Below are 24,821 nucleotides of genomic sequence, written 5' to 3'. Positions count from 1 at the left end.
GCTACGGCCGGCCGGTTACACATACATGACACGGACGTATCTCGCATACCGGTAATTCTCGCATGCCTCGGCACGGACACGTGCACCACCTTTGTCGTGGCCGGCGTCCCGACCCCAGCCAGCCGTGGTGCCGCGACCCACCTGTGCGATCGCCTCGGTCCGACCCGTCGGCCGGACGCCGGCGGGCAGCCGGTCGCGGACGCTTGAGTCCCTGTCCCGTCGGCCGTCGATAAAACGTGACGAAGCCCGCAGCATTTAGTCGGGGAGGAGCGGGGATGAACATGTGCCGACCACTCACCGAAAGCGGCGTGGGACGCCGCGCGGCGTAGCCGCGGTGTTCACCCGGCGCAGGTTACCCCGGATTTTTCGCCGGACCCGGCGGCGGGCGTTGTCGCCGCGCGGCGCAGCCGTCCGACCGCCGATCGTCGCCGAGCGGGAAGGCTAAGCCGAAGCAGGGCCGGGAGCCGGGACCGGGACCGGGACCGGGACCGGACTGAGTTCCAGGTCCGTCCCGGGCAGCGCGGCGCGGACCTCCGCGGCCAGCAGGTCCCAGTCGACGACGCGCGCCGAGGTCGCCCGGTAGGCCAGGCCGATGCGCCGGTGCGGCGCCGGGCGGCGGAACGTGGCGACCGCGAGGCCGCGCCCCTCCCCCACCTCGACCCCGACGGCGGCGGCGGGCAGCAGCGTGAGCCCCAGCCCACCGGCGACCATCTGGACGATCGTGGACAGGCTGGCCGCGCGCAGCGTGGCCCGCTCCCGCGCCCCGGCCTCGCGGCAGACCTCCAGCGCCTGCGCCCGGAAGCAGTGCCCGTCCTCCAGCAGGAGCACGTCCTGCCCGGCGAGGCCGGCGACGGGAACGGCGCTGCCGCCGGCCAGCGGATGCTCGGCGGGCGTCACGAGGACGAAGTCCTCGTCGTAGAGCGGGATCTCGGTGATGCCCGGCTCGTCGTTGGGCAGCGCGAGCAGCGCCAGGTCGAGCGCGCCGCCACGCAGCTCCGCCAGCAGGGTGGCGGTCTGCGCCTCGCGCAGCCGCAGGCTCGCCTGCGGCCAGCGCCCGCGCAACGTGGGCAGCAGCCGCGGCAGCAGGTAGGGCGCCACGGTGGGGATGACCCCGAGCCGGAGGTCGCCGGTCAGGGGGGCACGGGCCCGCACCGCGACCTCGGCGATGTCGTCGACCGCGCCGAGCACGCCCCGGGCCCGCGCGACGATCTGTTCGCCCACCGCGGTGAGCAGCACGCTGCGGGTGGTGCGCTCGACGAGCTGGACGCCGAGGGTGCGCTCCAGCGCCGCGATCGCGCTGGACAGGGTCGGCTGGCTCACGTGCAGCGCCGCCGCCGCCCGGCCGAAGTGCCGGTGGTCGGCGACACCGACGAGCGCACGCAGCTGGGTGAGCGTCGGCTGAGGAGTAGCCATAGATCGAGGCTATCAAACTTGCCGAATCTTTCGATTTCCCTTCTGAGTCGACGGTCGCGAGAGTGAGGTCGTACCCGATCACCGCCCGAGACCCGATCACCGCCCGAGACCCGATCACCGCCTGAGAGAGGAGCACCCCGACAGTGCTGACCGTCGGCGACACCTTCCCCGCCTACGACCTGACCGGAGTCGTCTCCAACGACCCCGACACCGCCTTCGTCCGGGAGACCGCCATCAGCCGCCCCGGCACGTGGCGCGTCGTGTTCTTCTGGCCGAAGGACTTCACGTTCGTGTGTCCGACCGAGATCGCCGCGTTCGGCCGGCTCAACGACGAGTTCACCGACCGGGACGCCCAGGTCCTCGGCGTGTCCACGGACAGCGAGTACGTCCACCTGGCGTGGCGGCAGAACCACCCGGACCTGACCGACCTGCCTTTCCCGATGCTCTCCGACATCCGCAAGGACCTGACCGCCGCCGCCGGCGTGCTCGGCGACGACGGCGTCGCGCAGCGGGCGACCTTCATCGTCGACCCGGACAACGTCATCCAGTTCGTCATGGTCACCGCGGGCAGCGTCGGGCGGAACCCGGCGGAGGTCCTGCGCGTGCTCGATGCGCTGCAGACCGACGAGCTGTGCCCCTGCAACTGGCAGAAGGGCCAGGCGACACTGGGCGCCGCGGCGCCCGCCCCCGTCGAGGTGGCGGTCTGATGGCCGTCGCCCGCCTGCGGGAGCTGCTTCCCGACTACGCCAGGGACCTGCGCCTCAACCTCGGCTCGGTGACCAGCCAGTCGAACCTGTCCTCCCAGCAGCTGTGGGGCACGGTGCTCGCGGCGGCGATCGCCAGCCGCGGGCGCACCGCGCTGGTCGAGCTGGAGCCCGAGGCGCTCGACCACCTCAGCGCCGAATCGGCCACCGCGGCGCGTACCGCGGCGGCGCTGATGGCGATGAACAACATCTACTACCGCAGCCTGCACCTGCTGGAGGACGAGGAGTACTCCCGGCTGCGGGCCGGGCTGCGGATGAACGCCATCGCCCACCCGGGCGTCGACAAGGTCGACTTCGAGCTGTGGTCACTGGCGGTCTCCGCGGTCAACGGCTGCGGCCGCTGCCTGACCGCCCACGAGCACGAGCTGCGCGACCGCGGGGTCGCCCGCGAGGTGATCCAGGACGCGATCCGGGTCGCCTCGGTGGTGCACGCGGTCGCGGTGACCATCGAGGCCCTGGAGACCTCCAGCGGCATCGGCCAGGTCGCCGCCGCGGTCTGAGGCCGAGCGCCTGCCGCCCGCGCCGGGTCCGGCGCGGGCGGACAACATACGCCGGGCAGCGGGTTGCGGATTCGTTTCGGAGTCGTTCCGTCCCCACGCACGTGACAGAAATCACCTAGGGGTTCGTGAGGACAGAAAGTCCGCTGATCCTGCTAGACAGGAGCAGTGCACGGGGAGATCACCACAGCCAGGCAGGAGCAGGCACAGCCGGCGATGGCGCTGCGCGACCCCGTCCACCCGCGAAACCCGGCCCGCTCCCACCCGGCGCAGGCCGACCCTCGACCCCTCGGGCCGTCCCCCTTCCCGCACCGGGCCGGGGTGGTGGCGGTCGAACCCGCCGGCGCCTCGGACGCCCTCGCCGGCGCGACCGGCATGGCCGACGGGACCGGCATGGCCGACGGGACCGGCGGGAGCGGCGTGGCCGACCGGAGCGCCTCACCTGACGGTGGCGTGCTCTTTCGGATGGCCGTGCCCGCCTGGCTGCGCGGCGCGGGCACGGGCCTGACGACCGGGGCGCTCGCCGTGCTCGCCGAGACCGCCCTCACCGCGGCCGTCGCCGGCCGCGCGGACGGCGACGTGCTCGCGGCGAGCCTGCACCTGGAGACCCGCGGCGAGTGGCCCCACCCGCCGGTACCGATCCCGGTGGCCGCCGTGGCGCTCGGTGGGCCGATCAGCCCGACCACCCCGCGCATCCCACCCGGCCGCGACGCCGTCCCGCCAGCCGCGGCGGCGTCGCGGGCAGCCATCACGTCCACGCGCGAAAGCGCGCCGCAGCCGGACGCCATGGTCACCTCGGGCGACCCGGCGGCGCCGAGCGCACCGACGGTCGCGACCCGGCGGGATGCTGCGCACCGGTCGAGTGGGCCGGCGGTGACCGGCGCGGCGCAGGGCGTCGACGGCCTGCTTCTCTACGCCCAGGCGTGGGCGCCCGCCGAGGACGGCGAGGCGCCGCCGAGCCGGGGCGCCGCGGTCGCGGATCCGAGCCGGCCGAGGGCTCCGCGTCCGGCGGTGCGCCGGGCGGCCGGGACCATCACCGCCGCCGACGGCCGGGTGATGGCGGTGATGACGGCGGTGTGCTCGATCGTGCCGGTGGCCACGGCGAAGGGCGGGCAGCCGGCGGTCGGCACGCAGGTCGCAGCTGCGACGGGAGTGGCCCCCGGGGAGGTGACGGCCGCGCCGGCGGGCGACCCGGCGGCGCCCGTGTCCGCCGCTGCGGACGATCATCCCCTGCTGGCCATGCTTGCGGCCACCGTGCGCGTCGACGGGGACCGGGCGTGGGTGCGGTTCCGCCCCGAGGCGTGGCTGGCGAACCTGTTCGGCTCGGTGCACGGCGGGGCCGGCTGCGCGGTCGCCGACGCGGCGGTGTCGGCGGCGCTGGGCAGGGTGCTGCCCGCGGGCTCCGCCATCCAGGTGATGTCGATGGATGTGACGTTCATCCGGTCCCTGCCCCTCGACGGTGAGGTCGAGGCGGCGGTCGCGGTGCGGCACGTCGGCCGGCGACTGGCTGTAGTCGATGCCGAGATCGGGACCCTCGGGTCCCGGCCGAGCGTCCTGGCGCGCTTCCTCGTCTCGCGTACCACGCTGCGCTGACAGCCAAGACGACATCCCTGGTCAACGGCATCGCAGTCGTCGCGATCCGGGTTTCGTCGGACCCGCCCCGGCCCGAAGTGATCAGCTCGGTACGCGGATGACATGTCGACAGCCTTATGTACTCTGAGTAACAGAGCTCGTATCACAGCGTGGTATTCCGCCAACCCCGCCCATGCCAGGTTCCGCCACGCTGCCACAATGCGACTTTGTAAGCACGGTTCGTAGCCAACTCATCGCAGCGACCACTATCCGTACATCAATAGTCGCAGCTCGAAACCCGGGGCGTACCCGGCCGGGCAGCCACCACCAGGGGGAACACGAGATCATGTCGTTAACGCAGCCGACCGACACCTCGACACCTCGCATCGCGCCGCACCCGGTGCGCCTCGCCCGCGCCGGCGGGCCGGACAGTGCGGCGGCCACGGCCGGGTCATCCGGGATGCCGACCCGCACGCTGTCCGGCCCGCTGCTCGCGACGAACCGCGTCGGCCAGCACGTCCGCGTTCCCAAGACCGCCGAACTCGTCGCCGCCCACCTACGCCGCCAGATCGTCCGCGGCGAACTCCACGAAGGCGACGCCCTCCCCCCCGAAGCCGTCCTCATGGAACAGTTCGGCGTCTCCCGCCCCACCCTGCGCGAAGCCTTCCGCGTCCTCGAATCCGAAGCCCTCATCAGCGTCCGCCGCGGCGCCCACGGCGGCGCCCGCGTCCACACCCCCAACGGCCACGTCGCCGCCCGCTACACCGCCCTCGTCCTCGAACACCAACACACCACCCTCGCCGACATCCACACCGCCCACACCCACCTCGAACCCACCGCCATCCGCCTACTCGCCACCACCGCCACCCCCACCCACCTCACCCACCTCACCACCCACCTCACCACCACCGACCACGCCCTCGCCGCCCCCCACCCCAACCCCACCGACATCCACACCCACCACCTGAACTTCCACACCCTCCTGCTCACCACCCCCGCCAACCACACCCTCACCATGATCACCAGCATGCTCCGGCACATCCTCGACGCCACCACCCCCGACACCCCCACCCCCACCCCCGACCTCACCACCCTGCGCCACCAACACACCACCCACCACCAACTCCTCACCCACCTCACCAACCACGACCCCGACGCCGCCGAAACCCTCTGGCGCCACCACCTCACCACCACCCCCCACACCCCCCACCAACCCACCACCCCCCTCGACCTCCTCGGCGACTGACACCCGAACCCCGGGCCACCCGCGGATCACCCGCCGGTCCCCCGGAGCTCGGCCGCGCCGAGGAGGCCGTGACCGGGCCCGCCGGCCGGGTCGGCCGTCGCGACCCGCCCGGCATTCCCGGCGCGGGGAACCTGAGCACGACAGTCCCGGCAGCGGCCGGAGCCGTGCGTGCGCCAGGCGCGACATCAATACGGACTTTTCGCAGATTCCGGGAGCAGTCGCCAGCGGCTCCGGCCGCCTCCCGCGGCCGGGAGGCGGCAATCCCCCTACCGGATCGACCCGATCCGCATGTACTCCGACCTGCATGGACTGCGGCCGGATGCACGGAACCACGCCGTCCCGAGGGCGCGGAACGCGTATAGCCGAAAATAATTCGCCCGCGATGCGGCGGTGTTCGCGGTATCGTCACAAGCGTTCAGACTCGGGCAACGCGCTGGCGTTCGGCCGAAAGGGTCCTGATGGTCGACCTTGCACGCCTCAGCTTCGGCGCGGCAGCCGCGGAACGGGACATCCGTCGGGGGCTCGACTCCTATTTCATCGAGTCCTCCGCATACAACCAGCTGAGCTCGGGGACGAAGACGATCCTGGTCGCGAATCGGGGCGCCGGCAAGAGTGCGATCTTCAAGACCATGGCGCACCGGCAGCGGGATGCGGGCCGATCGGTGATCGAGCTGGCCCCGGAGGATTACTCCTACGAGTTCCTCAGCTCCGCCATGACCCGCGAGCTGGACGGCGCGTGGGCGAAGCTGGGCGCCTACGCGACGGCCTGGAAGTACCTGATCCTCATACTGATCATGAAGGAGCTGACCCGCCGACACGGCCGGCTGCGGCGCGGCGCGGAAAGCCAGATCCACACCTACCTGCGGGATCACCACGCGGCCGGCGCGACGAGCGCCTTCGACGCCTTCGTCTCCTATCTTCGCCGGATCGAGTCGGTGAAGATAGGCCGGTATGAGGCCGGCGTCCGCACCCGGGAGTTGCAGTACCTCTACAAACTCCAGGAAATCGAACATCTGCTGCCCCCACTGGTCCGCCTGTGCGAACGCAGCCGGGTGACGGTGCTCGTCGACGAGCTGGACCGGGGCTGGGACGCCTCCGAGGACGCCCAGGCATTCGTCGCGGGCCTGTTCCAGGCCTGCATGTCGATCAATGATCTCTCGCCGGACCTGACGATCTGCATGTCGCTACGGCAGGAGCTCTACGACAGCATTCCCGCGATATACGACGACGCCCAGAAGTTCCGCGATCTCATCGAGGTCATCTCCTGGGACGAGGACGGGCTCTGGAAGATGATAGCCGGCCGCATCCGCCATACGGTCCCCGACCTGAAGGGCCGCAATGACGATGACTGCTGGGGTGCGGTCTTCACCAGGCCGCTGTGGTCGTTCCGGTACATGACCGACCGTTCGCTGTGTCGTCCCCGGGAAATCATCCAGTACTGCAGCCACGCCCTCGACCACGCCCGCGCGCACAGCTCCCGCAAGTCGGTCCGGATCACCCCACGGGACATTCAGGCGGTCGAATCGACGTATTCGGCCGAGCGGTCGCGCGACATTGCCGCCGAGTACCGGTTCCAGCATCCCGGCCTGCTCGGCGTCTTCCAGACGTTCCGCGCCGGCCCGGACGTCTGGAGCCGCGCGGACCTGGAGCTGTTCCTGCTGGACCTGGCCACCGGGGCGGTGCACACGGCGCCGGAGGCCCGGCCGTGGGTCGACAGCCGGGAGCCGGAGGTGATCCTCGAGGTGCTGTGGAACGTCGGTTTCCTCATCCCTGCCGGCGATACCGCCACCGACCGCGAGCAGCTGCCGGTCGGCGCCGCGCCCCACCAGGCGGCGCGGACCGCCGAGGTCCGCCGGCCCCGGCGTCCTCGGCCCGCCCTGCACAGCGTTACCGAGTTCGCGCTCCACCCGATGTTCCACCGTTACGTCGTCGATCGATGAAATGCCGGCGTCCGCGAATGGGCGCACATGACGGCGCCGATGGCGCCGATGGCGGGTGCTGACGCGGAGAAAGCGGCGTGGCGGACGCACCGTCGTTTTTCACACAGTGCAGCCAACACACTGGTTCAGCCTTCTGGCTGGCGTTACCGTGGGCCGCATGCCATCGGCGGGTCTGGCCTGGCAGACCCTTTCCGACCCCGGGGCGCTCGCACTCGTCGACGCCGATTCCGGTCGAGCCGCCGCGCTGGCCCGGCCCCACCCCGCCGACCTGCCGATGGTCCAGATCGTCGACATCGAACGCCTGGCCGGCGGCTGGCTGGCGCCGGCGAGCCGGCCACAGTCCGAGCGGCACCTGCACGAGCAGATGGCCGCCGATCCGCTGAACACGATGCGCGGGCTGTGCTGGCTGATGGCGATGTGGATCGTGGCCGTGCATCTGCGCACCGGCCGCCCGCCGAACGTCCTCGTGGCGGAGCTGCACTTCCCGGGGATCTGGCAGGGGCCCGAGGCGCCGGCGAGCGCAGCGGTCTGGGAGGCCCTTGCCGGGCGTATCCGGCTCGGTGTCCTCGCCGCGCTCACCAGCGACGGCGACGCGGATGCGCGCTTCTGGCAGGCGCTGCGCCAACCCCCGGGCATCGCGCCGGTTCTGCTCGGCTATGCCCTACGCATGCTCGCGGATCTGCACCGGCAGATGCTGGACCACGGCATCGATCCGAAGGAGATGGCGGGCACGCTGGCGCTTTACACCGTCGATCCTCAGGATCGCGCGACCGCCTGCTTTCGCCCGCTGACCTGACTGCCCGACCGAACGGCCGCGTCGCGGCGGTCCGGCGGCGTCACGCCCGAGCCCTGGACGGGGGGCTGGTCGGCCGCGTCGATGTAGACCACCCGGGTCGTCCCGCCGTGCCCGTGGATGGCGAGCAGGGTTTCCATCGTCGGGTAGATCGCGATGGAGTCGTGCTCGGAGTCCCACCACAGCACGCAGGTCCCGTCGGGCGCCTGCGCCCCGAACGCCACCGCGCCCGTCCCGGACACCCCCGAGACGTCGACCTCACGCTCCAGCTCGAACCGCCGCACCTGGCGAGCAGACATCGCCACGACCTCCTTGCGGGGCACCGCACCGTACCCGTAGGCATCGCCCGTGATCCGGTCCGGCGGGCGACCAGGGCACCGGGGCCGGGTGATGCACCGTGACCCGACCGGATCAACCGGCCGGCGCTGCGCGTCGGGGCGCGCGCCGGCCGGTTGGCCAACGGTAGCCGGCAATGTCGGGGCCGGTCACCTGTATGCCCCCATAGCACCGCCCGGGTAGCCCGACCGGGGTAGTACCTCCGGGGGAGGTTGCCTGCCTCGCCTGCACACACCGACGCCGACCGGCTCCTCCAGGCGACGCTCACGGTTGCGCGCGGACGGTCACGAGCCGCGCATCCCCCGCGTCCGGGGGGGTGAGATAGCGCGCGTAGCCGGATTCGCCCCGCAGGTGCCGCGCGAGGAAGGCCACGGTGTAGCGGTCCGCGAGCCGGTGGGCATCCGCGGGGGCGATCTGCGGCGGCCAGCAGGTGGCCGCGGAGGTCAGCGCGACCCGCAGGCCCAGCGCGACCGGGATCCCGGCGGCGCCGAGCAGCCTGACCTGCCGGCAGATCTCGGTGAACGAGTTGTGCACGGCGCCGGTGACGGCGACGGTCATCCGCGGGTGGGAGCCGACCAGGAGGGCGAACGCCCGGTCGACGTTCGCCGGAATCGACAGGGCCAGGTCCCGGGTGCCGCCGATGAGCAGCGTGGGCACGCGCACCCGGGCGAGTGCCGCCGCGGGCAGCGGGGAGGTCGCCGGCGCGATCCCCACCGTCGCCCGGATGCGCGGGTCCGCCGGCGCGGACAGGACGCCGATGCTCGACACGACAGCGGTGAACCCGCCGAAGGAGAAGCCCACGACGGCGATCTCGTCGAGGCGGACCCGCGACGCTGCGGGGCAGGACGGATCGGTCAGCGCGTCGATGACCGCGGAGACGTCGCGGGGCCGGTCCGTCGCCAGCGCGAGCTGGCGCTCCACTCGGCCCGCCGCCGCGTCGGTCATCGTGTCGCCGGGATGATCGGGAGCGGCGACGAGGAAGCCGTGGCTGGCCAGCGCCTCCATCAGGTAGGCCGCCTGGACCCGGCTGCCGGCGCTGCCATGGGAGAACACGACGAGGGCGAACGGGCCCGGCGCCGGGACGGCGTCGGTCACGGCGCTCGCCGAGTCGAAGCCAATGTCCCCGATCAACGGGTAGAACGCCCGGCGCCCGGGGCCGGCGCCGCTGCCCGGTCCGCCGGCCGCCGCCTCGGGGCAGGCTCCGCCCGCGCCGGATCCGGCCCCTGGGCGCGGCCCGGCGTTCGTCCCGGTCGGGCCGGGAAGAGGCGAGCCGGGGACGGTGGACGCGTTCGGGCGGGCCGGGTACCACAGAGAGGTCACGAGAACACGGCCTGGGCGATGCGGGTCGGCGATTCGCACCGTACGGTAGCCGACCTGCCAGGGCCCGGGCAGGGCCGGATCGGGCACGGTGGCCTCGGCGGCCACCGGCACCGGGGCGGCCGCGGCGGCGCCGACGAGCTGACCGCGGTCGCCGCCGGCCGGTCCGCCGCCCGCGATCGCCGGATCCGCCGGGCCCACCACGCAGCCCAGCAGGGCCAGCAGGACGGCGGCGAGGGCCGCCGGGCACGCCGCCGACGGCGCTGCGGTCCGGCGCGTCGCCGCATACCAGATCACCCTGCGCATCATGACGATGACACTACTGAGAGTGTCGGAATGTCGCCGAGGCAGCGCCTCGCCCCGGTGGCCGGATGTCACCCGGCGAGCAGTTTCACCAGATCCTCGTTGCGCAGGTCCACCCCGCTCCAGGAGATGAAGTCCGGGACCTTGCCGAGCGCGAACGCGGCCAGCAGCGCGCCGCGCAGGTGGCCGAGCCCGCCGACCACGACGACCAGGAACGCGTCGACGATGTACCTGGTGCCGATCGTCGGGTCGATCGAACCGACGAGGGTGAGGGTCACCCCCGGCCACGCCCGCCAGGCCCGAGCCGGTGAAGAAGGTGAGCTGGTCGACCCGGTCGGTGCGAACGGCGCTGCAGGCGGCGAGCTGCCGGTTCCGCATGACGGCGCGCCTACGCCGGCCGGCCGCCGTGCGGCTCCAGTAGAACGGATCACCACCACCACCAGGCAGGCCACGGCCAGCCCGACGATGAACATCCGGTTGTACGGGATGCTGATGCCGCCGAGGGTGGCCTCGCCGATCAGCCAGCCACCGACCTGGCGGCGCGCAGCGGCTGGCTAGCTCGCCCTGGCCAGGCGGGCGCAGCGGGGCGCGGCCTCGTCCAGCAGGTCCTCGATCTCCTCGACGCAGCCGCCGCAGCCCGTACCGGCGTTGCAGCGCTCGCCGATCTCGTCCACGTCCCGGGCACCAGCGGAGATCACGTTACGCAGCGTCCGGTCGGACACCGCGAAGCAAGAACAGACGAGCACCGCACCTCACCAGGCCCGAGGCGGCCAGCCCACCCGGAGCTGGCCGACAGTTGGCGACCTTGCCGGGAGACCGCGGCGGCGACCCGGCGGGCCGACACCTTAGCTAAGGCTTCCCTTATCGCAGGGTGGCACGGACGGCTCGGCGGCGCAAGACGTCCGTATCGCCCGGCTGTGGGGGCGCAAGCGCCCCCGAGCCGCGTGCGGGCAGGGCCTGCGGCGCGGGGAACGACCTCCGCACCGCCCGGTGTGGGCGAGGTCTCAAGGCTGGCCCCGGGCGCGCACGCTCGGCGGATGCCGTCTGTGCGCTGTCCCGGGGCACCGGGGTGCCGGGGCGACCCGGCCTGCCAGACCGGGGCCGGACGGCCCGTCCGGCCCCGGTCTCGCGGACGGTCAGGCGCCGCCGGCGGCCGGCACGAGCGCGACGGCCGCGTCCGGCTCGGTGACCCGGAAGGTGAAGCTCTCCTCCAGGTACAGGTCGACCGTGTCCGTCGTGTGCGACGCGTACCCGATCGAGAGGTCCTGGCCGGACTCGAGGACGAAGTCGCCGCCGCGCAGGCTGAGCACGACCGCGCCGGTGACCCCGGGGGCCTGGACGACGGGCCCGTCGAGGATGTGCTGGAGATGGGTGAGCAGCAGGTAGCCGCCATGCTCGGCGGTCTCGATCACGGCCGTGTAGCTGTCCGGCTCGAGGGCCAGGGCGTACGGGCCGGCGATGCCGGCGCGGCGCAGCAGGGCGACGGCCTTGGCCACGGTGCGCGGGTAGGTGTCGGTCCCCGCCTCCAGCGGCAGCTGGGGATGCGCCGACGCCTGCGTGATGCCGACCAGGCCGGCCTCCTGGTAGCCGTGGAAGACGACCGAGTTCTCGGTGACCGCGATGCGGCGCACCGCCTCCTCCAGCGGCGCGAGGTCTATGTCCTCGGCCCCACGGTCGGCGTCGGCGAGCTGGGCGCGATCCAGGGTGAAGCCGACGCGCAGCTCGATGACCGGCTGCACCCGGCGCACCCGGGCCTGCACCCCGGCCGCCGGCGGCGAGGACAGCGCCGCCACCCGGCCCAGGGGGGTGGCGGAGTACTCCCAGCCGTGCGGCCCGGCGAAGTCCACCACCTTGCGGGCGGCCAGGTTCGTCGTGAGGCGGGCCTTCGCCTCGTCGTCCACCGCCTTCCAGGCAGCGTCCGTCAGCGGGGCATGGCCGCGCAGCAGATGATTCACTCGCCTACACCTTTCAGACTGCCGATTCCGAGGGAGCCGTCACCGGGCCCCGCCGTCTGCCGCCCCACCACCGCGCTCGCGCCGCCGGCCTCGCCGGAGCCGCCCGGCTCCGTGGCGTCCGCCTCGACCTCGGTCACCGGCCCGGAGGTGAACAGGTAGGTCCGTAGCTGGGTGTCCAGCACCGGGTCGTGGCGACGCAGCCATTCCAGCGTCATCGCCGCGTGTTCCTTCTCCTCGTCCCGGTTGTGCGCCAGCACCTGTGCCAGCTCCGGGTCCGTCGCGGCGTCGACCCGCTGGTCGTACCAGTCGACCGCCTCCAGCTCCTCCATCAGCGAGACGATCGCCCGGTGCCGGTCGACCGTCTGCGCGGAGAGCTTGTCGGGCTGCTCGTGCAGCCCCATGCTTGAGTCGCCCATGGCGTCTGCCTACCACGATGACCCGTGATTACGCCGGCATGGGTGCGTCGTCACACGCACCGTCACCGCCCTACCGCGACGGCAGCGGGATGATCTCGACGCGGCGGTTGGCGGCGCGGCCCTGCGCGGTGGCGTTGTCGCTGACGGGTTCGCGTGCCCCGAAGCCCGCGGCCCGCACGCGATCGGCGGAGACGCCCCGGCTCGTCAGGTAGTCGGCGGCGGCCTGGGCCCGGTCCAGCGACAGCGCCTGGTTGAACGCGGACGGCCCCGAGGTGTCGGTGTAGCCGCCGACGAGGACGGAGAGGTCCCCGGTGCGCAGCGCGGCGGCGACCTTGTCCAGTCGGGCCCGCGCCGACAGGCTCAGCCGCGCTGCGGACAGCGGGAAGGTGACGTCGTGACCGTCGAGGGCGGCCCGCACGGCCGCCAGGGTCTCCGCGCCGGCCGCCGGCGCCGAGGCCCCCGCCCCGGTGGAGGCGCGGCCCGACGCGGCCCGCCCCGGCTGCTCGCCCCGGGCCGCGGTACCCGTCCTGGCGCGGGTGACGACGAGGTGGTCGGCCAACGTGGCACCGGGGACGGCGGCACTGGTCGCGGCCAGCACCGCGGCGCCGAGCCGGCGGCGGGCGGCCTCGTCGGGGGCGCCGCCGGCGACGGCGACGGTCGAGCCGGTAACCGTCGCGGAGTGCTCCCCCGCCACCCCGCGCAGCGCCGTGGCGAGGGCGGCGACGGCTTCCACCGGCGGCTCGGCGACCGCCGGGTCGACGAGCACCTGGCCACGCACCGTGCCACCGGCGGCGTCGGCGACGGCCGCGAGCAGCGCGGCCCGGCTCGAACCGTCGGGGACGGTCGCGGTGACCGACAGGCCCCGCCCGGCCACGGCAAGCACCAGCGGCCGGGCCGGCTGGGTGGCGATCAGCACGTCGTCGCCGAGGCGGGCCGACGTGGTACCGGAGACCGCGGCCGAGGCCCGCGCCTGCTCCGCGGCCGCCGCGTTGGGGAAGCGCCCGGTGACGATCGCCTCCCGCCCCTCGATGCGCACCTGGGCGTGCAGGCCGCCGGCCGCCCGGACCGCCTCCGTCGCCCGCGCGGCCAGGTCGTCCTGGATGGGGCCGCGGCGCAGCGCGAAGGCGATCAGGGCGAGCAGCAGCCAGGCCAGCACCAACGACACGACGAACGCGACCGGGCGGGGACGGTGCAGTCGCGCGGCCAGGGACGGGGACATCGATCGGACTCCGAGCGGGATCGGACCGGACGCGCAACCCGGGACGGCGCGAAAGGGTCGGACGTGCATCTTTCGCGACGCGGCCCGGACAGGCGGTGGAGGGAGGCTCTGCGACCGACGCCGGCCGCGACACAACCTTCGCACATCGCCCACCCAGGCAACGCACCGGGGGGCGTAAAACCACCCATCCGGGACGCTACGTCACAGCGGGGCGGCATCTGCCCGCGAACAGCCGGCCGACGGGCTACCTCGGCCCCCCGGCCGGACGGGGCCCGTCCGGATCAGCCCGCGCGGGCACCGTCCGGCCGGACGGCCCGCTCCGAACGCAGGGACAGCTCGGGCGCGGCGGGAGCCGGCACCGGGGGCACCGGCGCCGCGGCCGGCGTCCCCTGCCCCCCGGTGGACGGCGTCGCCCGCGACGAGGAGGGTTCCGCCGGCGGCACGGGCCGGGCGGCGGTCGCTTCCGGCGACGGCGCGGGCGGTACGGCGTCGGTGGAGGGGTCGGGGTCGGCGCCCGGATCTGGGTCGGCGCCCGGATCGGGGGCGGCACGGGGATCGGGGTCGGCACGGGGATCGGGGTCGGCACGGGGAGCCGCCGCGGCCGGTGCCGAGGCGGCGAGCACGACCGGCGGCGCGAGCGGCCCGCCGACGTTCGGGGACACGGCCGGGGACGGCGCGCCGGCCGGCAGGGCGGGCACCCCAGGCAGGGCGGGCACCGCCACGACGCCGGCCGGGGTCGCCCGGACCCGCCGCCGCCAGGCGAACACCAGCGCGACGGAGCCGGCGGCGACGCCGAGGACCAGCCAGCCGGCCACCGCGTCGAGCAGGTAGTGGTTGGCGGTCGACATGACGACGAAGACCGTGGCCGCCGGGTAGAGCACCCCGAGGACGCGGGTCACCGGCCGGCGCCCGAAGCGCACGAGCAGGAACCCGCACCACAGCGCCCAGGCGCAGTGCAGCGACGGCAGCGCGGCGTACTGGTTGGTCAGGCTCTCCAGGCCGTTCGGCGCGGCGCTGGCGCTGCCGCTCCACCAGCCCCAGCCCTCGAAGTGGGACATGGTGTCGGTGTACGAGGTGCCGGTGAGCAGGCGGGGCGGCGCCGTCGGGAAGAGGAAGAACCCGAGCAGGCAGATCAGCGTGGTCACCACGAGCGTCCAGCGGATCTGCGCGTAGTGCCGGGTGTGCCGGCGGTGCGTCCACACCAGCAGTCCCGGCGTGACCACGAAGTGCAGCGTCGCGTAGTAATAACAGCACACGACCGCCAGCACCGGGACGCTCTGCAACCACCGGTTGAGGCCGAGCTCGATGTCGACGTGCAGGAAGGTCTCGAACCGCAGCAGGTCATGACCTATCCGCATCGCCTCGCCGGCCGAGGCGTCGGCGACGGATCGGGTGCCGGTGTACGAGTAGTACAGCACGGCCAACATCAGCAGCTCGACCCACCAGACCGGCAGACCGGTGGTCTGGTTGCGCAAGCGCCTCACGATGCACCCCTCGAACGTCGCACTCTTCCCCGACCCTCGCACCAGCCCCAGCCGCCGGACCAGCCCCAGCCGCCGGACCAGCCCCAGCCGCCGGACCAGCCGCGACCGTCGCCTCCACCCTCGCCGCGGACGTCGGTCCCACCCGGCCGCGCCCTCCCGGGGCGCTGCGACAGCGCGCTCTTCATGCTTCCACTCAACAGCATGAGCCGGTTGATGCCGTCACGGGCCGATCGGTGACCCGGTCCGGAGGGAAATTCACCGGATTCTCGCCTATCCTTCGCCGCGGCCCCCACGGCCCGGCTCCGGTCACGACCAGTCGGCGCGCCGCGGCCGCCGGGGACCGACCCGGTGCGACCGCCGGGTTGGGCGCAACGCCGCCGACCGGTCACCGCCCGGTGTGGGCGGTGACCGGTCGGCGCCGGAGGCGGGGTCGGTCAGGCGCCGCCGGCCGCCGCGACCCCGGGCGCGACCGGGACGGCGGTGGTGGCGGCGGTGGGCGGCGGCAGGGTGGGCGCCGCCGTCTCGGGCTGGTCCGACACGGGCAGGGCGCTGCCCGCCTTCCAGACCTCCCACGGCACCGACCAGAAGTTCCCGAGCTGGGTGGTGTCCGGCGGGCGGCCGGTGTTGACGATGTCGACGATGTCACCCAGCCGGCTGATGCCGTAGAACCACTGGGCGTCGGCCGGGGAGGCGTTCACGCAGCCGTGGGAGACGTTCGCCCGCCCCTGGGAGGCCACGGACCAGGGCGCGGAGTGCACGTACTGCCCGCCGCTGGTGTAGTTCACCGCCCACTGGACCTTTTCGTAGTAGTAATCCGGGTTGCCCTTCGGGATGCCCACCGTCGCCGAGTCCATAATCACCTCGGGCGACTTGCCGAGAATGTTGTGGGGGCCGTCCATCGACGGGGATGAGGGCTTACCGAGGCTCACCGGCATCGTGCGCAGCAACTGGCCGTTGCGGAACACCTGCATGGTGTGGGTGGCGGAGTCGACCTTGGAGATCTGCGCCGAGCCGACGACGAAGTCCATCGCCCGGTCCTTCACGCCGAGGCGTCCCCCGCCCGCGTCGTACCCGGCGAGGTTCGCCTCGACATGCACCTTCGTTCCCGGCGCCCAGTACTGCTGCGGGCGCCAGACGACGAGCCGGTTCGAGATCCAGTTCCAGGCACCGAGGACCGGCGGGTCGGTACGCACGGACAGCATGCGCTGCACGGCGGCGCGGTCCGGCGCGGGGGCGCTGAAGGTCAGGCTGATCGGCGCACCGACCCCGACGGTCTGCCCGGCGACCGGATCCCAGGAGACCTTGAACGACTTCTCCGGAACCCCGGTGACGAAACTGGTACGTACCGACTTCGTCCCGACGATCCCCGCCGCCGGGCTGGTGGTGGCGGCGACCTGGTAGCGCGAGTCGGAGAACAGGCCGCCCGTGGACGTCCACGTGCGCCGGTCGGCCGAGAACGTGCCGGGCAGCACCCCCGGTTCGGTCTTCTCCGAGGCGCTCGCCTCCCGGTTGACGCTCACGTCGGCCAGTGGGGCGTTGGCGTGGACGACGACGTGGTTGGTGAGGGTGACGCCCGTGGTGTCGTCGCCCGGGAAGACGGTCACGTTCGCCGCGGGATCCGGCGCGACGACGCCCGCCGGCTTCCCCGAGCCGCCGGACGAGCAGGCGGCGACGGTCAGCGCCGTGACGAACGCGAGCGCCCCGCCGACCCACCGGCGACGCCGGTGCCCGAAAGTGCCGGCCGGTCCCGGACCCGGACGGCTCGGGCCCCACCCACGGGAAACACGCGAGGGAGTCATTACCGAGCGAGACATGTAATGCCCTCTTCCGAAGAACACGACCGGCATCGTCGCCGGACGGAAGCCTAGGTCTGAACGGTACCCAGAGGTCGGCACCTCGTCCCGTCGATCACCGGATTGACTGGTGCCAGCCGCCAGACCATCACTCCATGTAGAGCAGTTAAATACGGAGGGTAGCGCCCTCCGGGTATTCCCCATAAACCCCTCCCCTTTCCCCCCTTTCGACGCGTGGGGACCGGACGAGGTTGCGCACCGGGGCTGACAATTCGCCGACCCGCCGAAAGCGACGACCGGGACCCATGACGCCGCCAAAGGCGGCGCAACCGGCCACGCCGAGGGATGTTTTTCCGCAACTCGCGGACGACCCGACGGGACATCCGGTCGGGGCCCTCCCGAACCATTGCGAAGTACGTGGAAAGCCGGCGGGACACCCCGGATTCGTTGGGCGGTCCGTGATCGACGACCCACCGGCCCGGGGTCGGTGGAGCTGGTGGCGCCGGCCGGACCCCGCCCCGGCCACCGCGGGGCCGCGGGAGGACCGCCGGAAGATCACCGGACGGCCTCGACGCGGACGGCTCGTGGCCGGCCGGCGGAAACGGCCACGAAACCCGCGGGCGGACCGGGCCGTCACACCGCTGCCGCAGGATGGGCGGGGCCGCGGGACGCACCCGTCCGGGGATTCCGCCCGGCTGCGCGGGTTGCGGCGGCCGCGGGCCGGGCCAGGCGGCCCCGGGTCAGACCGCCCGGCCCGGACGCGGCCCGGGGCCGGATCAGACTCGTCGCTGGGCGCCCCTCACCGCGAGGGAACGAACGTCCCCGCGACCAGGGAGGCTTGATGGCGATCGTGCTCGGACCGAACCAGTTCGGCAAGGCGGAGATCCGCCTTGTCCACGTGGACCGCACGGGTCCGGTGCACCACCTCACCGATCTGAACGTATCCACCGCGCTTCGCGGCGACTTCGCCGCGGCGCACCTGACCGGTGACAACTCACACGTCCTCACCACCGATGCGCAGAAGAACACCGTCTACGCCTTCGCCCGGGAGCACGGAATCGGCCAGATCGAGGATTTCGCGCTCCGGCTCGGCCGGCATTTCGTCGGCTCCTTCCCGTGGATCGACGGCGCGCGGATAGAAATCGAGCAGTACCACTGGAATCGAATCCCGGTGGCCGGGGCGCCGCACGACCATGCGTTCAGCCGGGCGGGTGGGGAAAGACGGACGACGGTCGTCACGGTGGACGGCGACACCGCGTTCGTCGTTTCCGGACTCGCCGGGCTGGTCGTGCTCAAGTCGACCGGGTCGGAGTTCTGGGGATTTCCCCGCGACCACTACACGACGCTGGCCGAGACCACCGACCGCATCCTCGCGACCGAGGTGACGGCCCGCTGGCGTTACGTCGGGGCCGATCTCGACTTCGGACCGCTGTTCGACGGCGTCCGCGAGACCCTGGTCAGCACGTTCGCCAGCGTCCACAGCCTGGCGCTACAGCAGACGCTCTACCGGATGGGCGAGGCGGCCCTGACCGCCTACCCGCAGGTCGCCGAGGTCCGGATGTCGATGCCGAACAAGCATCACTTCCTGGTCGACCTCGAACCCTTCGGCCTGGACAACCCGGACGTCGTCTACCAGGTGCCGGACCGTCCCTACGGGCGGATCGAGGCGACGGTGCTGCGCGACGACGCGCCCGGCCCGGGCCCGAGCTGGCAGGCCGTCCCCGGCTTCTGCTGACCGGCAGCCGCTCAGCCGCCGTCGCCCGCTCAGCCGCCGTCGCCCGCTCGGCCGCCGTCGCCCGCTCGGCGCAGCGCGAGCCGGTCCGCGGGGGCGACGGCCAGGGCGCGGGCCGCGTCGCCGTCGCGGACCGCGATCGCGGCCATGCCCGCGGCGTCCACGTAGAGCACCAGCTCGCCGGGCTCCACCGACCCGAACGTCACGCCCACCGCCAGCTCGGTCACCCGCGCCGCGGCCATCGGGCCACCAGCCCCGCCGCCGGGTGCTCCACCGGCCACGCCGGCGGGTGGGCCGGCGTCGCGGGTGACGGGCCAGAGCAGCGCCCGGCCGGGCGGTCGCAGCCCGGCGTCGGCGAGCAACGGCTCCCCCGCCGCGAGCTGGATGTTGCCGAAGGTGTCGACGAGCAGCACCTCCGCCTCGAGCACCCCGTCCGCTCGCAGCCGGGCGTGCGCGGCGGGCAGGCGGACGAGGGTCACCGGGTCGAGCGGGGCGCCGAGCGCGGCCAGCTCCGTCCCCCGGGCGAGCTCGGCGGCGGCGGGCGCGAACACGTCGCGGCCGTGGAACGTCGCGGGCGTCCCGGCCGGCACCGGCAGCGTCACCGCCGCCTGGACGCCGCCCAGCCGCTCGGCTGCCGCGATCAGCAGACCGTTGTCGGGCCCGACGAGGTCCCCGCCGGGCGCACGCAACGCCACCGGCCGGCGCGCCGTGCCCACCCCCGGGTCCACCACCGCGAGGTGGACACCGCGCGGCAACGACCCGACTGTCTGGGCGAGCACCGCCGCCGCCCGTCGTACGTCGCCCGGTGGCACGAGATGCGTGATGTCGATGATGCGGGCCGCCGGCACCGCCCGCAGGATCACCCCGTGGCACGCCGCGACGAACCCGTCCGCGAGCCCGTAGTCGGTGATGAAGCTGACGCAGATCACCGCGCCGAGGAGTCGGCCGCGCGGCCGGGATCAGCCCGCGCGCGGGGATCGGCCGGTCCCGGCGGCTCGTCGGCGGGGGCCGACGGATCGGCCGGCGTGGCGTCCGCCGTCGGGTCCGAGCCGGCCGCCTCGGCCGTCGCGGACCACTCGCCGCCCGCCGTCCCGGGCCGGCCGTGCACCCAGCCCTCGTCGTCGACCCAGCCCTCGCTGTCGACCACGCGGTGCGGATCGGCGGTCAGCGCGGCCGGCGTGTCCTGCACCGCCTGCACCGGATCGAAGGCGGCGGGTCGATCCCGCTCGGGGGCCGGGCCGCCGTTGGCGACGACGACCGCGACCCAGGGCAGGATGACGGCGATCGCGACGGCGACGAACCGCAGCCAGCCGTGGAAGGCGACCACGGCGAGTATGAAGCAGATGACGCGGACCAGCATCGAGGCCAGGTAGCGCAGCTCCCGGCGGTGGATATCCGACTGCCGCGATCGGCTGGCGGACGTGATGAGCACCGTCTCCTGCCGCCTGAACATCACCTGTACACCTCGATGGTTCTCCCTGTCCGTCTTGTCCCCGTCCGCGCCCCGCACCGCCCCCTCCCAATATCCTCCTCACCAGGGCGCGGGGAAAACGGCCGCGAGCTGGCGCCGGACCCCGCGGCGGCGTCCGGGCCACCCGGACCACGCCCCGCTCGGCCCGGACGGCGCTTTCCAGCACGAAGCTGTGCGGGAACGTTCACGTATCGGTCGGCTGGCTGTCCGCGAGACGGCTCCGTGCCCTGCCACCGTGCTCGGTGTGCGCGTAGCTGTGATCACCGAGTCGTTCCTCCCCCACGTCGACGGAGTGACGAACACGGTGTGCCGAGTTCTGGAGCATCTGCGCGACCGCGGGCACGAGGCGATGGTCGTCGCGCCGGCCCCGGCACCGGCCGCCCGGCGCACCGCCCCCCGCGCGCACGCCGGCGCCCCGGTGCTGTGGGCGCCGTCGGCGCCGATGCCCGGCTACCCGGCGTTCCGCTTCGCCGTCCCGTGGCCCGCCCTGCCCGCGGCGCTGCGGGAGTTCGACCCGGACATCGTGCATCTGGCGGCCCCGGCCGGGCTCGGCGCGCAGGCGGTGTTCGCGGCCCGGCGGCTGGACGTGCCGAGCATCGCCGTCTACCAGACCGACATCGCGGCGTTCGCCGCCCGCTACGGGCTGGCCACCGCCGAGCGCACGATCTGGCGCTGGCTCGCCACCGTCCACCGGCTGGCCGCGCGCACGCTCGCCCCGTCCTGGGACTCGGTCGACGCCCTGCTGCGCCAGGGGGTGCAGCGGGTCGCCCGCTGGAGCCGTGGGGTGGACCTCGAACGCTTCGATCCGGGTCACCGGGACGAGGACCTGCGCCGCCGGCTCGCCCCGAACGGCGAGCTGCTCGTCGGCTACGTCGGCCGGCTCGCCCGGGAGAAGCGGGTGGACCTGCTGGGCGCGGTCGCCGATCTGCCGGGCACCCGGCTCGTCGTCGTCGGCGACGGCCCGTCGCGGCCGACGCTCGCCCGGGCGCTGCCGGACGCCGCCTTCCTGGGTTTCCGCAGCGGCCGCGAGCTGTCCGCCGCGGTGGCGAGCCTGGACGTGTTCGTGCACACCGGCGTGCACGAGACGTTCTGCCAGGCCGCCCAGGAGGCCAAGGCCAGCGGGGTGCCGGTGGTCGCCCCGGCGGCCGGCGGGCTGCTCGACGTCGTCGAGCACGGCCGCACCGGTCTGCACTACGCCCCCGGGGACCCGGCGGCGCTGCGGACCCAGGTCGCCGCCCTGGTCGGCGACCCGGGGCGGCGGGCGGCCCTGGCGCTGGCCGCCCGGGACTCCGTCGCCGGATGCGGCTGGACCGCGGTCGGCGACGAGCTGCTCGGCCACTACCGCGACGTCCTCGGCACCGGCGGCGGCCACGGCGGACGCGGCGGACACGCTGCGCACGGTGAACACGCCGCGCACGGCGGCAGGCACGGTGCACACCGGGGGCACGGTGCACGCGGGGGGCCGGATGGCCGGGACGGGACGCCCGGACGGCCCGGCCCGGGCGGGTGGGCGGCCCGGCACCCACGGGTGGGGTCCGGCGGCGGCACCCGGGTGGGATCGGGGGCAGCCGCGGGGCCGCCGGCAACGGGGGCGGCCGGCCGGGAGGCGGACCGACGAGACGACAGGCGGTCGATATGAAGATCGTGCAGGCGGCGAACTTCGTCGCGCCGGCCTCCGGCGGCATCCGGACGACGCTGCGTCACCTCGCCGCGGGCTACGCGGCGGCCGGTCACGAGGTCGTCCAGATCGTGCCCGGGGAGCACGACGAGGTCGAGGAGCGCCCCGACGCGCTGGTGCTGCGGGTCCGGGCGCCCCGCCTGCCCGGCACCGGCTACCGGGTCATCACCCAGCCGTGGCGGGTGGCGGCCCTGCTCGACCGGGAGCAGCCCGACCGGCTGGAGGTCCACGACCGGGCGACCCTGCGCCCGCTGGGCGGGTGGGCGCGGCGCCACGGCGTGCCGTCCCTGGTCGTCAGCCACGAACGGCTCGACCGGCTGCTCGGCACCTGGACTCCGCAGGCGCTGCGCGGCGTGCTGCCGGTGACGGCGGCGGCGGACCGGGCGAACGCGTCGCTCGCCGCCGGGTTCGACACGGTCGTCACGACGACGGCCTGGGCCGCGGCCGAGTTCGTCCGGCTCGGCACGACGAACCTGCGCCACATCCCGCTCGGCGTGGAGCTCGACCGGTTCCACCCCGACCACCGCGACCGCACACTGCGCCGGGCGTTCGCCCGAGACCGGGAGGCGCTGCTGGTCGTGGCCAGCCGGCTGGCCCCGGAGAAGCGGGTGGACACCGCCGTGGACGCGGTCGCCGAACTCGTCCGCCGGCGGGTTCCGGTCCGCCTGGTGATCGCCGGTGACGGGGCGCACCGCGGCCGGCTGGAACGGCGGGCCGCCGGGCTGCCCGTGACCTTCCTCGGCTTCGTCGCCGACCGGGAGCGACTCGCGGGCCTGCTGGCCAGCGCCGACCTCGCGCTCGCGCCGGGGCCGGTGGAGACGTTCGGACTGGCCGCCCTGGAGGCCCTCGCCAGCGGCACGCCGGTGGTGGTGAACCATGCCAGCGCGCTGGCCGAGCTGGTGGTGCCGGGCGTGGGCGCGATCGCCGCCGGTAGCGGGTTCACGTTCGCCGACGCGGTCGTCGACCTGCTGTCGTCGTCGCCGGCCGGGGACACCGGGCGGCGCGCGGCCGCCCGGGCCCGTGCCGAGCAGTTCACCTGGTCGGCCACGGTCGCCGGCTTCCTCGCCTGCCACGCCGAGGCGCCGACGGCCGGCTCGGCGCACCCGGGCGAGCCCACCGGCTCCGGGGCGGTCACCGCGCCGGCGGCGGTTCCACCCGCACCGCCGATGGCCGCCTGAAGGCGGGAACACCGATGGCCGAAGCCCGGTCAGCCCGGTGCCCCCCACCGGCGGCACGTTTCGTCGCGCTGGGCGACAGCATCACCGTCGGGCTGGGCGACGGGGTCACGATGGGTCGCGAGCACCGCCGCACCGCCACCCACGGCCGTGGGTTCGCCGCCCGGCTCGCCGAACGCCTCGGCCCGCCCGGCAGCGTGCGCTACACCAACCTCGCCACGACCGGCGCGACCGCCCGTGAGGTGCGGACCCGCCAGCTGCCGGTCGCGCTCGCCCTCGACCCGCAGGTCGCCACCGTGGTCGCGGGCATGAACGACGTGCTCAAGCCGACGTTCGACCCGCTGCGGCTGCGCCAGGACCTGGTCTGGACGGTGAGCCGGCTGCGCGCCGGCGGGACGGTCGTGCTCACCGCGACCCTGCCCGATCCCGGCCGGCTGCTGCCGCTGCCGGCGCCGGTGGCCCGCGTCCTCGCGTACCGGGTGGCACGGCTCAACGCCGCCGTGCGCGCCACCGCCCAGGCCGACCCCGGGGTGCTCGTCGTCGACCTCGGCCGCCATCCGGCCGTGCGCCACCGGTCGAGCTTCGACGTCGACCGGGTCCATCCGGGGCCACACGGACACCGGCTGATCGCGCAGGCGTTCGCCCATCGGCTCGCCCAGGCCGGGGTACCACTTGTCGGCCCGCCGTCCGGGCCGGATGGTGCGGGCGGCCCGGACGCCGAGGTCACGGCCCCGGGCGCCCTCCGGCACTCCTACTGGCTGCTCAGCGTCGGCCTGCCCTGGCTAGCCGGACGGTGCCTGGCCGGCGGCGACCGGCACGTCTATCACACGGAAAATCGGCTCGTGAGTCACCCTCGGCGCGCCTGAGAGGCCCTCGATTGCCTACGGTAGGCAATGTGCTTCCCGCCCTGTCAGCCTCGCCCCGGTCCGGCGTCCTCACCGGCTGGGGCAACGCGTGGCTTGCCGGGCTCGTCGGACTGGACGACGTCATCACGAAGGTGCACCGCGCGCTCGGCGGCGAGGCGGCGCCGCACACGGTCGGCGACGAGCCGCTCGTCCTCGGTCTGGGTGCCCTGCGCACGGCCGGCGCGCAGCGGCTGCGCCTCGTCCTGCCCGCCCCGGGTGACGCCGCCGGCCTGCCCGGCCCGCCGGAGGTGAACCGCGACGCGATCACCGCGGGTGAGGCCATCATCGTCGTCGGGCCGAACCCGCCGCTGCTGCTCGTCCCCAGCGTCGTCGTGCACGGCCCGGCGCTGGAGGGCCGGCTGGAGTCGGTGCACTGGCGGGTGCTGCCGGCGGCCCGGGTGCCACCGCCCGGGGCCGGGCTGCGCGCCGCGGAGCACGACCTCAGCGAGGCCATCCGCACGACCACGGCGGCCCTGGTGCATCTCGACATCGCCAGCGCCCGCCCCGAGGTGCTCGCCCTGCTGCGCGACCGCGGCGAGGAGGAGCCGGGGCCGGGGCTCGGTCCCGGCCACCCGTCGGCCGCCCATGCCCTGCTCGCCCGGGCGGAGCGGCTGTCGACCCTGCTGGACCTGGCGGCCCGCGACGACGGTGCCGCGGTGACGGCCAGCGAGATCGCGCGGCGGTCGGCGGCCCTGCGGGGCCTGTCCGCGGCGGTGCGACGGGCCTACGAGGCCGCCTACGACGCGTTCGACCCGTCCTGTGCGACGGTGCAGCCGCCGCACTGAGCCGCCTTCAGGAGGGCCGCCCTCGGG

The 24,821-nt window shown here is 74.2% G+C and carries 23 protein-coding genes; 11 read left to right on the top strand and 12 right to left on the bottom strand.

Going from position 1 to position 24,821, the window contains the following annotated elements:
• Nucleotides 1–441: 441 nt before the first annotated feature.
• Nucleotides 442–1,413, bottom strand: coding sequence for a LysR substrate-binding domain-containing protein (locus FRAQA3DRAFT_RS01995; protein ID WP_009737395.1), 972 nt, complete (start codon nt 1,411–1,413; stop codon nt 442–444).
• A 143-nt stretch (nt 1,414–1,556) separates the two neighbouring features.
• Between FRAQA3DRAFT_RS01995 and FRAQA3DRAFT_RS01990 the strand changes: the two genes are divergently transcribed.
• The 6 genes from FRAQA3DRAFT_RS01990 to FRAQA3DRAFT_RS01965 all read left to right on the top strand — a co-directional run bounded on the left by FRAQA3DRAFT_RS01990 (nt 1,557) and on the right by FRAQA3DRAFT_RS01965 (nt 8,228).
• Nucleotides 1,557–2,120 (top strand): peroxiredoxin, encoded by a 564-nt coding sequence (locus FRAQA3DRAFT_RS01990; RefSeq protein WP_009737394.1) that lies wholly within the window; start codon nt 1,557–1,559, stop codon nt 2,118–2,120.
• Nucleotides 2,120–2,677 (top strand): carboxymuconolactone decarboxylase family protein, encoded by a 558-nt coding sequence (locus FRAQA3DRAFT_RS01985; RefSeq protein ID WP_009737393.1) that lies wholly within the window; start codon nt 2,120–2,122, stop codon nt 2,675–2,677. The genes FRAQA3DRAFT_RS01990 and FRAQA3DRAFT_RS01985 overlap by 1 nt, the downstream gene beginning before the upstream one ends.
• A 165-nt stretch (nt 2,678–2,842) precedes the next feature.
• On the top strand, nt 2,843–4,267 hold the full coding sequence (locus tag FRAQA3DRAFT_RS37960; protein WP_051054097.1) for a hotdog fold thioesterase: 1,425 nt from the start codon (nt 2,843–2,845) through the stop codon (nt 4,265–4,267).
• A gap of 325 nt (nt 4,268–4,592) precedes the next feature.
• Nucleotides 4,593–5,492 carry a FadR/GntR family transcriptional regulator gene (locus tag FRAQA3DRAFT_RS01975; protein WP_009737391.1) on the top strand — a complete coding sequence of 300 codons (900 nt, stop codon included), beginning with the start codon at nt 4,593–4,595 and terminating at the stop codon, nt 5,490–5,492.
• A 458-nt stretch (nt 5,493–5,950) separates the two neighbouring features.
• Nucleotides 5,951–7,432: a P-loop ATPase, Sll1717 family gene (locus FRAQA3DRAFT_RS01970; protein ID WP_009737390.1), complete on the top strand. Its 1,482-nt coding sequence runs from the start codon at nt 5,951–5,953 to the stop codon at nt 7,430–7,432.
• Nucleotides 7,433–7,487: 55 nt separating this feature from the next.
• Nucleotides 7,488–8,228 carry a hypothetical protein gene (locus FRAQA3DRAFT_RS01965; protein ID WP_232291871.1) on the top strand — a complete coding sequence of 247 codons (741 nt, stop codon included), beginning with the start codon at nt 7,488–7,490 and terminating at the stop codon, nt 8,226–8,228.
• On the opposite strand, the gene FRAQA3DRAFT_RS01960 is transcribed toward FRAQA3DRAFT_RS01965, so the two are convergent.
• The 9 genes from FRAQA3DRAFT_RS01960 to FRAQA3DRAFT_RS01920 all read right to left on the bottom strand — a co-directional run bounded on the left by FRAQA3DRAFT_RS01960 (nt 8,189) and on the right by FRAQA3DRAFT_RS01920 (nt 17,069).
• On the bottom strand, nt 8,189–8,524 hold the full coding sequence (locus FRAQA3DRAFT_RS01960) for a hypothetical protein (protein WP_009737388.1): 336 nt from the start codon (nt 8,522–8,524) through the stop codon (nt 8,189–8,191). The two genes, FRAQA3DRAFT_RS01965 and FRAQA3DRAFT_RS01960, sit on opposite strands and share 40 nt — an antisense overlap.
• A 301-nt stretch (nt 8,525–8,825) precedes the next feature.
• Entirely contained in the window at nt 8,826–10,187 is a 1,362-nt protein-coding gene (locus FRAQA3DRAFT_RS01955) for a serine aminopeptidase domain-containing protein (RefSeq protein ID WP_009737387.1), read from the bottom strand.
• Between the two features lie 65 nt (nt 10,188–10,252).
• Nucleotides 10,253–10,459, bottom strand: coding sequence for a branched-chain amino acid ABC-type transport system, permease component (locus FRAQA3DRAFT_RS01950; RefSeq protein WP_009737386.1), 207 nt, complete (start codon nt 10,457–10,459; stop codon nt 10,253–10,255).
• Nucleotides 10,460–10,735: 276 nt separating this feature from the next.
• Nucleotides 10,736–10,927, bottom strand: coding sequence for a (2Fe-2S)-binding protein (locus tag FRAQA3DRAFT_RS01945; protein WP_009737385.1), 192 nt, complete (start codon nt 10,925–10,927; stop codon nt 10,736–10,738).
• Nucleotides 10,928–11,317: 390 nt separating this feature from the next.
• On the bottom strand, nt 11,318–12,136 hold the full coding sequence (locus FRAQA3DRAFT_RS01940) for a family 1 encapsulin nanocompartment shell protein (RefSeq protein ID WP_009737384.1): 819 nt from the start codon (nt 12,134–12,136) through the stop codon (nt 11,318–11,320).
• The gene (locus FRAQA3DRAFT_RS01935; RefSeq protein WP_009737383.1) at nt 12,133–12,552 is read right to left on the bottom strand and encodes an encapsulin-associated ferritin-like protein; all 420 of its coding nucleotides are present in this window, start codon (nt 12,550–12,552) and stop codon (nt 12,133–12,135) included. Before FRAQA3DRAFT_RS01935 ends, FRAQA3DRAFT_RS01940 begins: the two co-directional genes overlap by 4 nt.
• Nucleotides 12,553–12,622: 70 nt before the next feature.
• Nucleotides 12,623–13,771: an OmpA family protein gene (locus tag FRAQA3DRAFT_RS01930; protein ID WP_009737382.1), complete on the bottom strand. Its 1,149-nt coding sequence runs from the start codon at nt 13,769–13,771 to the stop codon at nt 12,623–12,625.
• 281 nt (nt 13,772–14,052) lie between these two features.
• Nucleotides 14,053–15,255, bottom strand: a complete 1,203-nt coding sequence (locus tag FRAQA3DRAFT_RS01925; protein WP_009737381.1) for a phosphatase PAP2 family protein — start codon at nt 15,253–15,255, stop codon at nt 14,053–14,055.
• 434 nt (nt 15,256–15,689) lie between these two features.
• Nucleotides 15,690–17,069 (bottom strand): Ig-like domain-containing protein, encoded by a 1,380-nt coding sequence (locus FRAQA3DRAFT_RS01920; RefSeq protein ID WP_232291869.1) that lies wholly within the window; start codon nt 17,067–17,069, stop codon nt 15,690–15,692.
• 820 nt (nt 17,070–17,889) lie between these two features.
• Between FRAQA3DRAFT_RS01920 and pucL the strand changes: the two genes are divergently transcribed.
• Complete coding sequence (pucL, locus tag FRAQA3DRAFT_RS01915; RefSeq protein ID WP_009737379.1) at nt 17,890–18,783, top strand: factor-independent urate hydroxylase; 894 nt, start codon at nt 17,890–17,892, stop codon at nt 18,781–18,783.
• A gap of 29 nt (nt 18,784–18,812) precedes the next feature.
• Here pucL and FRAQA3DRAFT_RS01910 read toward each other — a convergent pair whose 3' ends face one another.
• Together FRAQA3DRAFT_RS01910 and FRAQA3DRAFT_RS01905 are read right to left on the bottom strand one after the other, a co-directional pair.
• Nucleotides 18,813–19,709: an S-adenosyl-l-methionine hydroxide adenosyltransferase family protein gene (locus FRAQA3DRAFT_RS01910; protein WP_009737378.1), complete on the bottom strand. Its 897-nt coding sequence runs from the start codon at nt 19,707–19,709 to the stop codon at nt 18,813–18,815.
• Nucleotides 19,706–20,233 carry a DUF3099 domain-containing protein gene (locus FRAQA3DRAFT_RS01905; protein ID WP_232291867.1) on the bottom strand — a complete coding sequence of 176 codons (528 nt, stop codon included), beginning with the start codon at nt 20,231–20,233 and terminating at the stop codon, nt 19,706–19,708. Before FRAQA3DRAFT_RS01905 ends, FRAQA3DRAFT_RS01910 begins: the two co-directional genes overlap by 4 nt.
• Before the next feature lie 262 nt (nt 20,234–20,495).
• On the opposite strand from FRAQA3DRAFT_RS01905, the gene FRAQA3DRAFT_RS01900 reads away from it, so the two are divergent.
• From FRAQA3DRAFT_RS01900 to FRAQA3DRAFT_RS01885, 4 genes are read left to right on the top strand one after another with little or no spacing between them, the layout of a single operon-like run.
• A complete protein-coding gene (locus FRAQA3DRAFT_RS01900) occupies nt 20,496–21,890 on the top strand; it encodes a glycosyltransferase family 1 protein (protein WP_198287010.1) in 1,395 nt (464 codons plus the stop codon).
• Entirely contained in the window at nt 21,887–23,107 is a 1,221-nt protein-coding gene (locus tag FRAQA3DRAFT_RS01895; RefSeq protein WP_009737375.1) for a glycosyltransferase, read from the top strand. The genes FRAQA3DRAFT_RS01900 and FRAQA3DRAFT_RS01895 overlap by 4 nt, the downstream gene beginning before the upstream one ends.
• A gap of 14 nt (nt 23,108–23,121) precedes the next feature.
• Nucleotides 23,122–23,970, top strand: coding sequence for an SGNH/GDSL hydrolase family protein (locus tag FRAQA3DRAFT_RS01890; protein ID WP_009737374.1), 849 nt, complete (start codon nt 23,122–23,124; stop codon nt 23,968–23,970).
• A 29-nt stretch (nt 23,971–23,999) separates the two neighbouring features.
• The gene (locus tag FRAQA3DRAFT_RS01885; RefSeq protein WP_198287009.1) at nt 24,000–24,794 is read left to right on the top strand and encodes a hypothetical protein; all 795 of its coding nucleotides are present in this window, start codon (nt 24,000–24,002) and stop codon (nt 24,792–24,794) included.
• Nucleotides 24,795–24,821 lie beyond the last annotated feature (27 nt).

The sequence above is a fragment of the Frankia sp. QA3 genome, assembly GCF_000262465.1.
Lineage (GTDB): Bacteria > Actinomycetota > Actinomycetes > Frankiales > Frankiaceae > Frankia.
The sequence above is the reverse complement of the archived record's forward strand: the minus strand, read 5'-3'. Positions and strand labels throughout refer to the sequence as shown.

Excerpts from the sequence above, each read along its gene's own strand:
- FRAQA3DRAFT_RS01995 (WP_009737395.1), bottom strand. The coding sequence starts at position 1,413 with ATGGCTACTCCTCAGCCGACGCTCACCCAGCTGCGTGCGCTCGTCGGT.
- FRAQA3DRAFT_RS01985 (WP_009737393.1), top strand. The coding sequence starts at position 2,120 with ATGGCCGTCGCCCGCCTGCGGGAGCTGCTTCCCGACTACGCCAGGGAC.
- FRAQA3DRAFT_RS01975 (WP_009737391.1), top strand. The coding sequence starts at position 4,593 with ATGTCGTTAACGCAGCCGACCGACACCTCGACACCTCGCATCGCGCCG.
- FRAQA3DRAFT_RS01970 (WP_009737390.1), top strand. The coding sequence starts at position 5,951 with ATGGTCGACCTTGCACGCCTCAGCTTCGGCGCGGCAGCCGCGGAACGG.
- FRAQA3DRAFT_RS01960 (WP_009737388.1), bottom strand. The coding sequence starts at position 8,524 with ATGTCTGCTCGCCAGGTGCGGCGGTTCGAGCTGGAGCGTGAGGTCGAC.
- FRAQA3DRAFT_RS01955 (WP_009737387.1), bottom strand. The coding sequence starts at position 10,187 with ATGATGCGCAGGGTGATCTGGTATGCGGCGACGCGCCGGACCGCAGCG.
- FRAQA3DRAFT_RS01935 (WP_009737383.1), bottom strand. The coding sequence starts at position 12,552 with ATGGGCGACTCAAGCATGGGGCTGCACGAGCAGCCCGACAAGCTCTCC.
- FRAQA3DRAFT_RS01930 (WP_009737382.1), bottom strand. The coding sequence starts at position 13,771 with ATGTCCCCGTCCCTGGCCGCGCGACTGCACCGTCCCCGCCCGGTCGCG.
- FRAQA3DRAFT_RS01920 (WP_232291869.1), bottom strand. The coding sequence starts at position 17,069 with ATGTCTCGCTCGGTAATGACTCCCTCGCGTGTTTCCCGTGGGTGGGGC.
- pucL (WP_009737379.1), top strand. The coding sequence starts at position 17,890 with ATGGCGATCGTGCTCGGACCGAACCAGTTCGGCAAGGCGGAGATCCGC.
- FRAQA3DRAFT_RS01905 (WP_232291867.1), bottom strand. The coding sequence starts at position 20,233 with ATGTTCAGGCGGCAGGAGACGGTGCTCATCACGTCCGCCAGCCGATCG.
- FRAQA3DRAFT_RS01895 (WP_009737375.1), top strand. The coding sequence starts at position 21,887 with ATGAAGATCGTGCAGGCGGCGAACTTCGTCGCGCCGGCCTCCGGCGGC.
- FRAQA3DRAFT_RS01890 (WP_009737374.1), top strand. The coding sequence starts at position 23,122 with ATGGCCGAAGCCCGGTCAGCCCGGTGCCCCCCACCGGCGGCACGTTTC.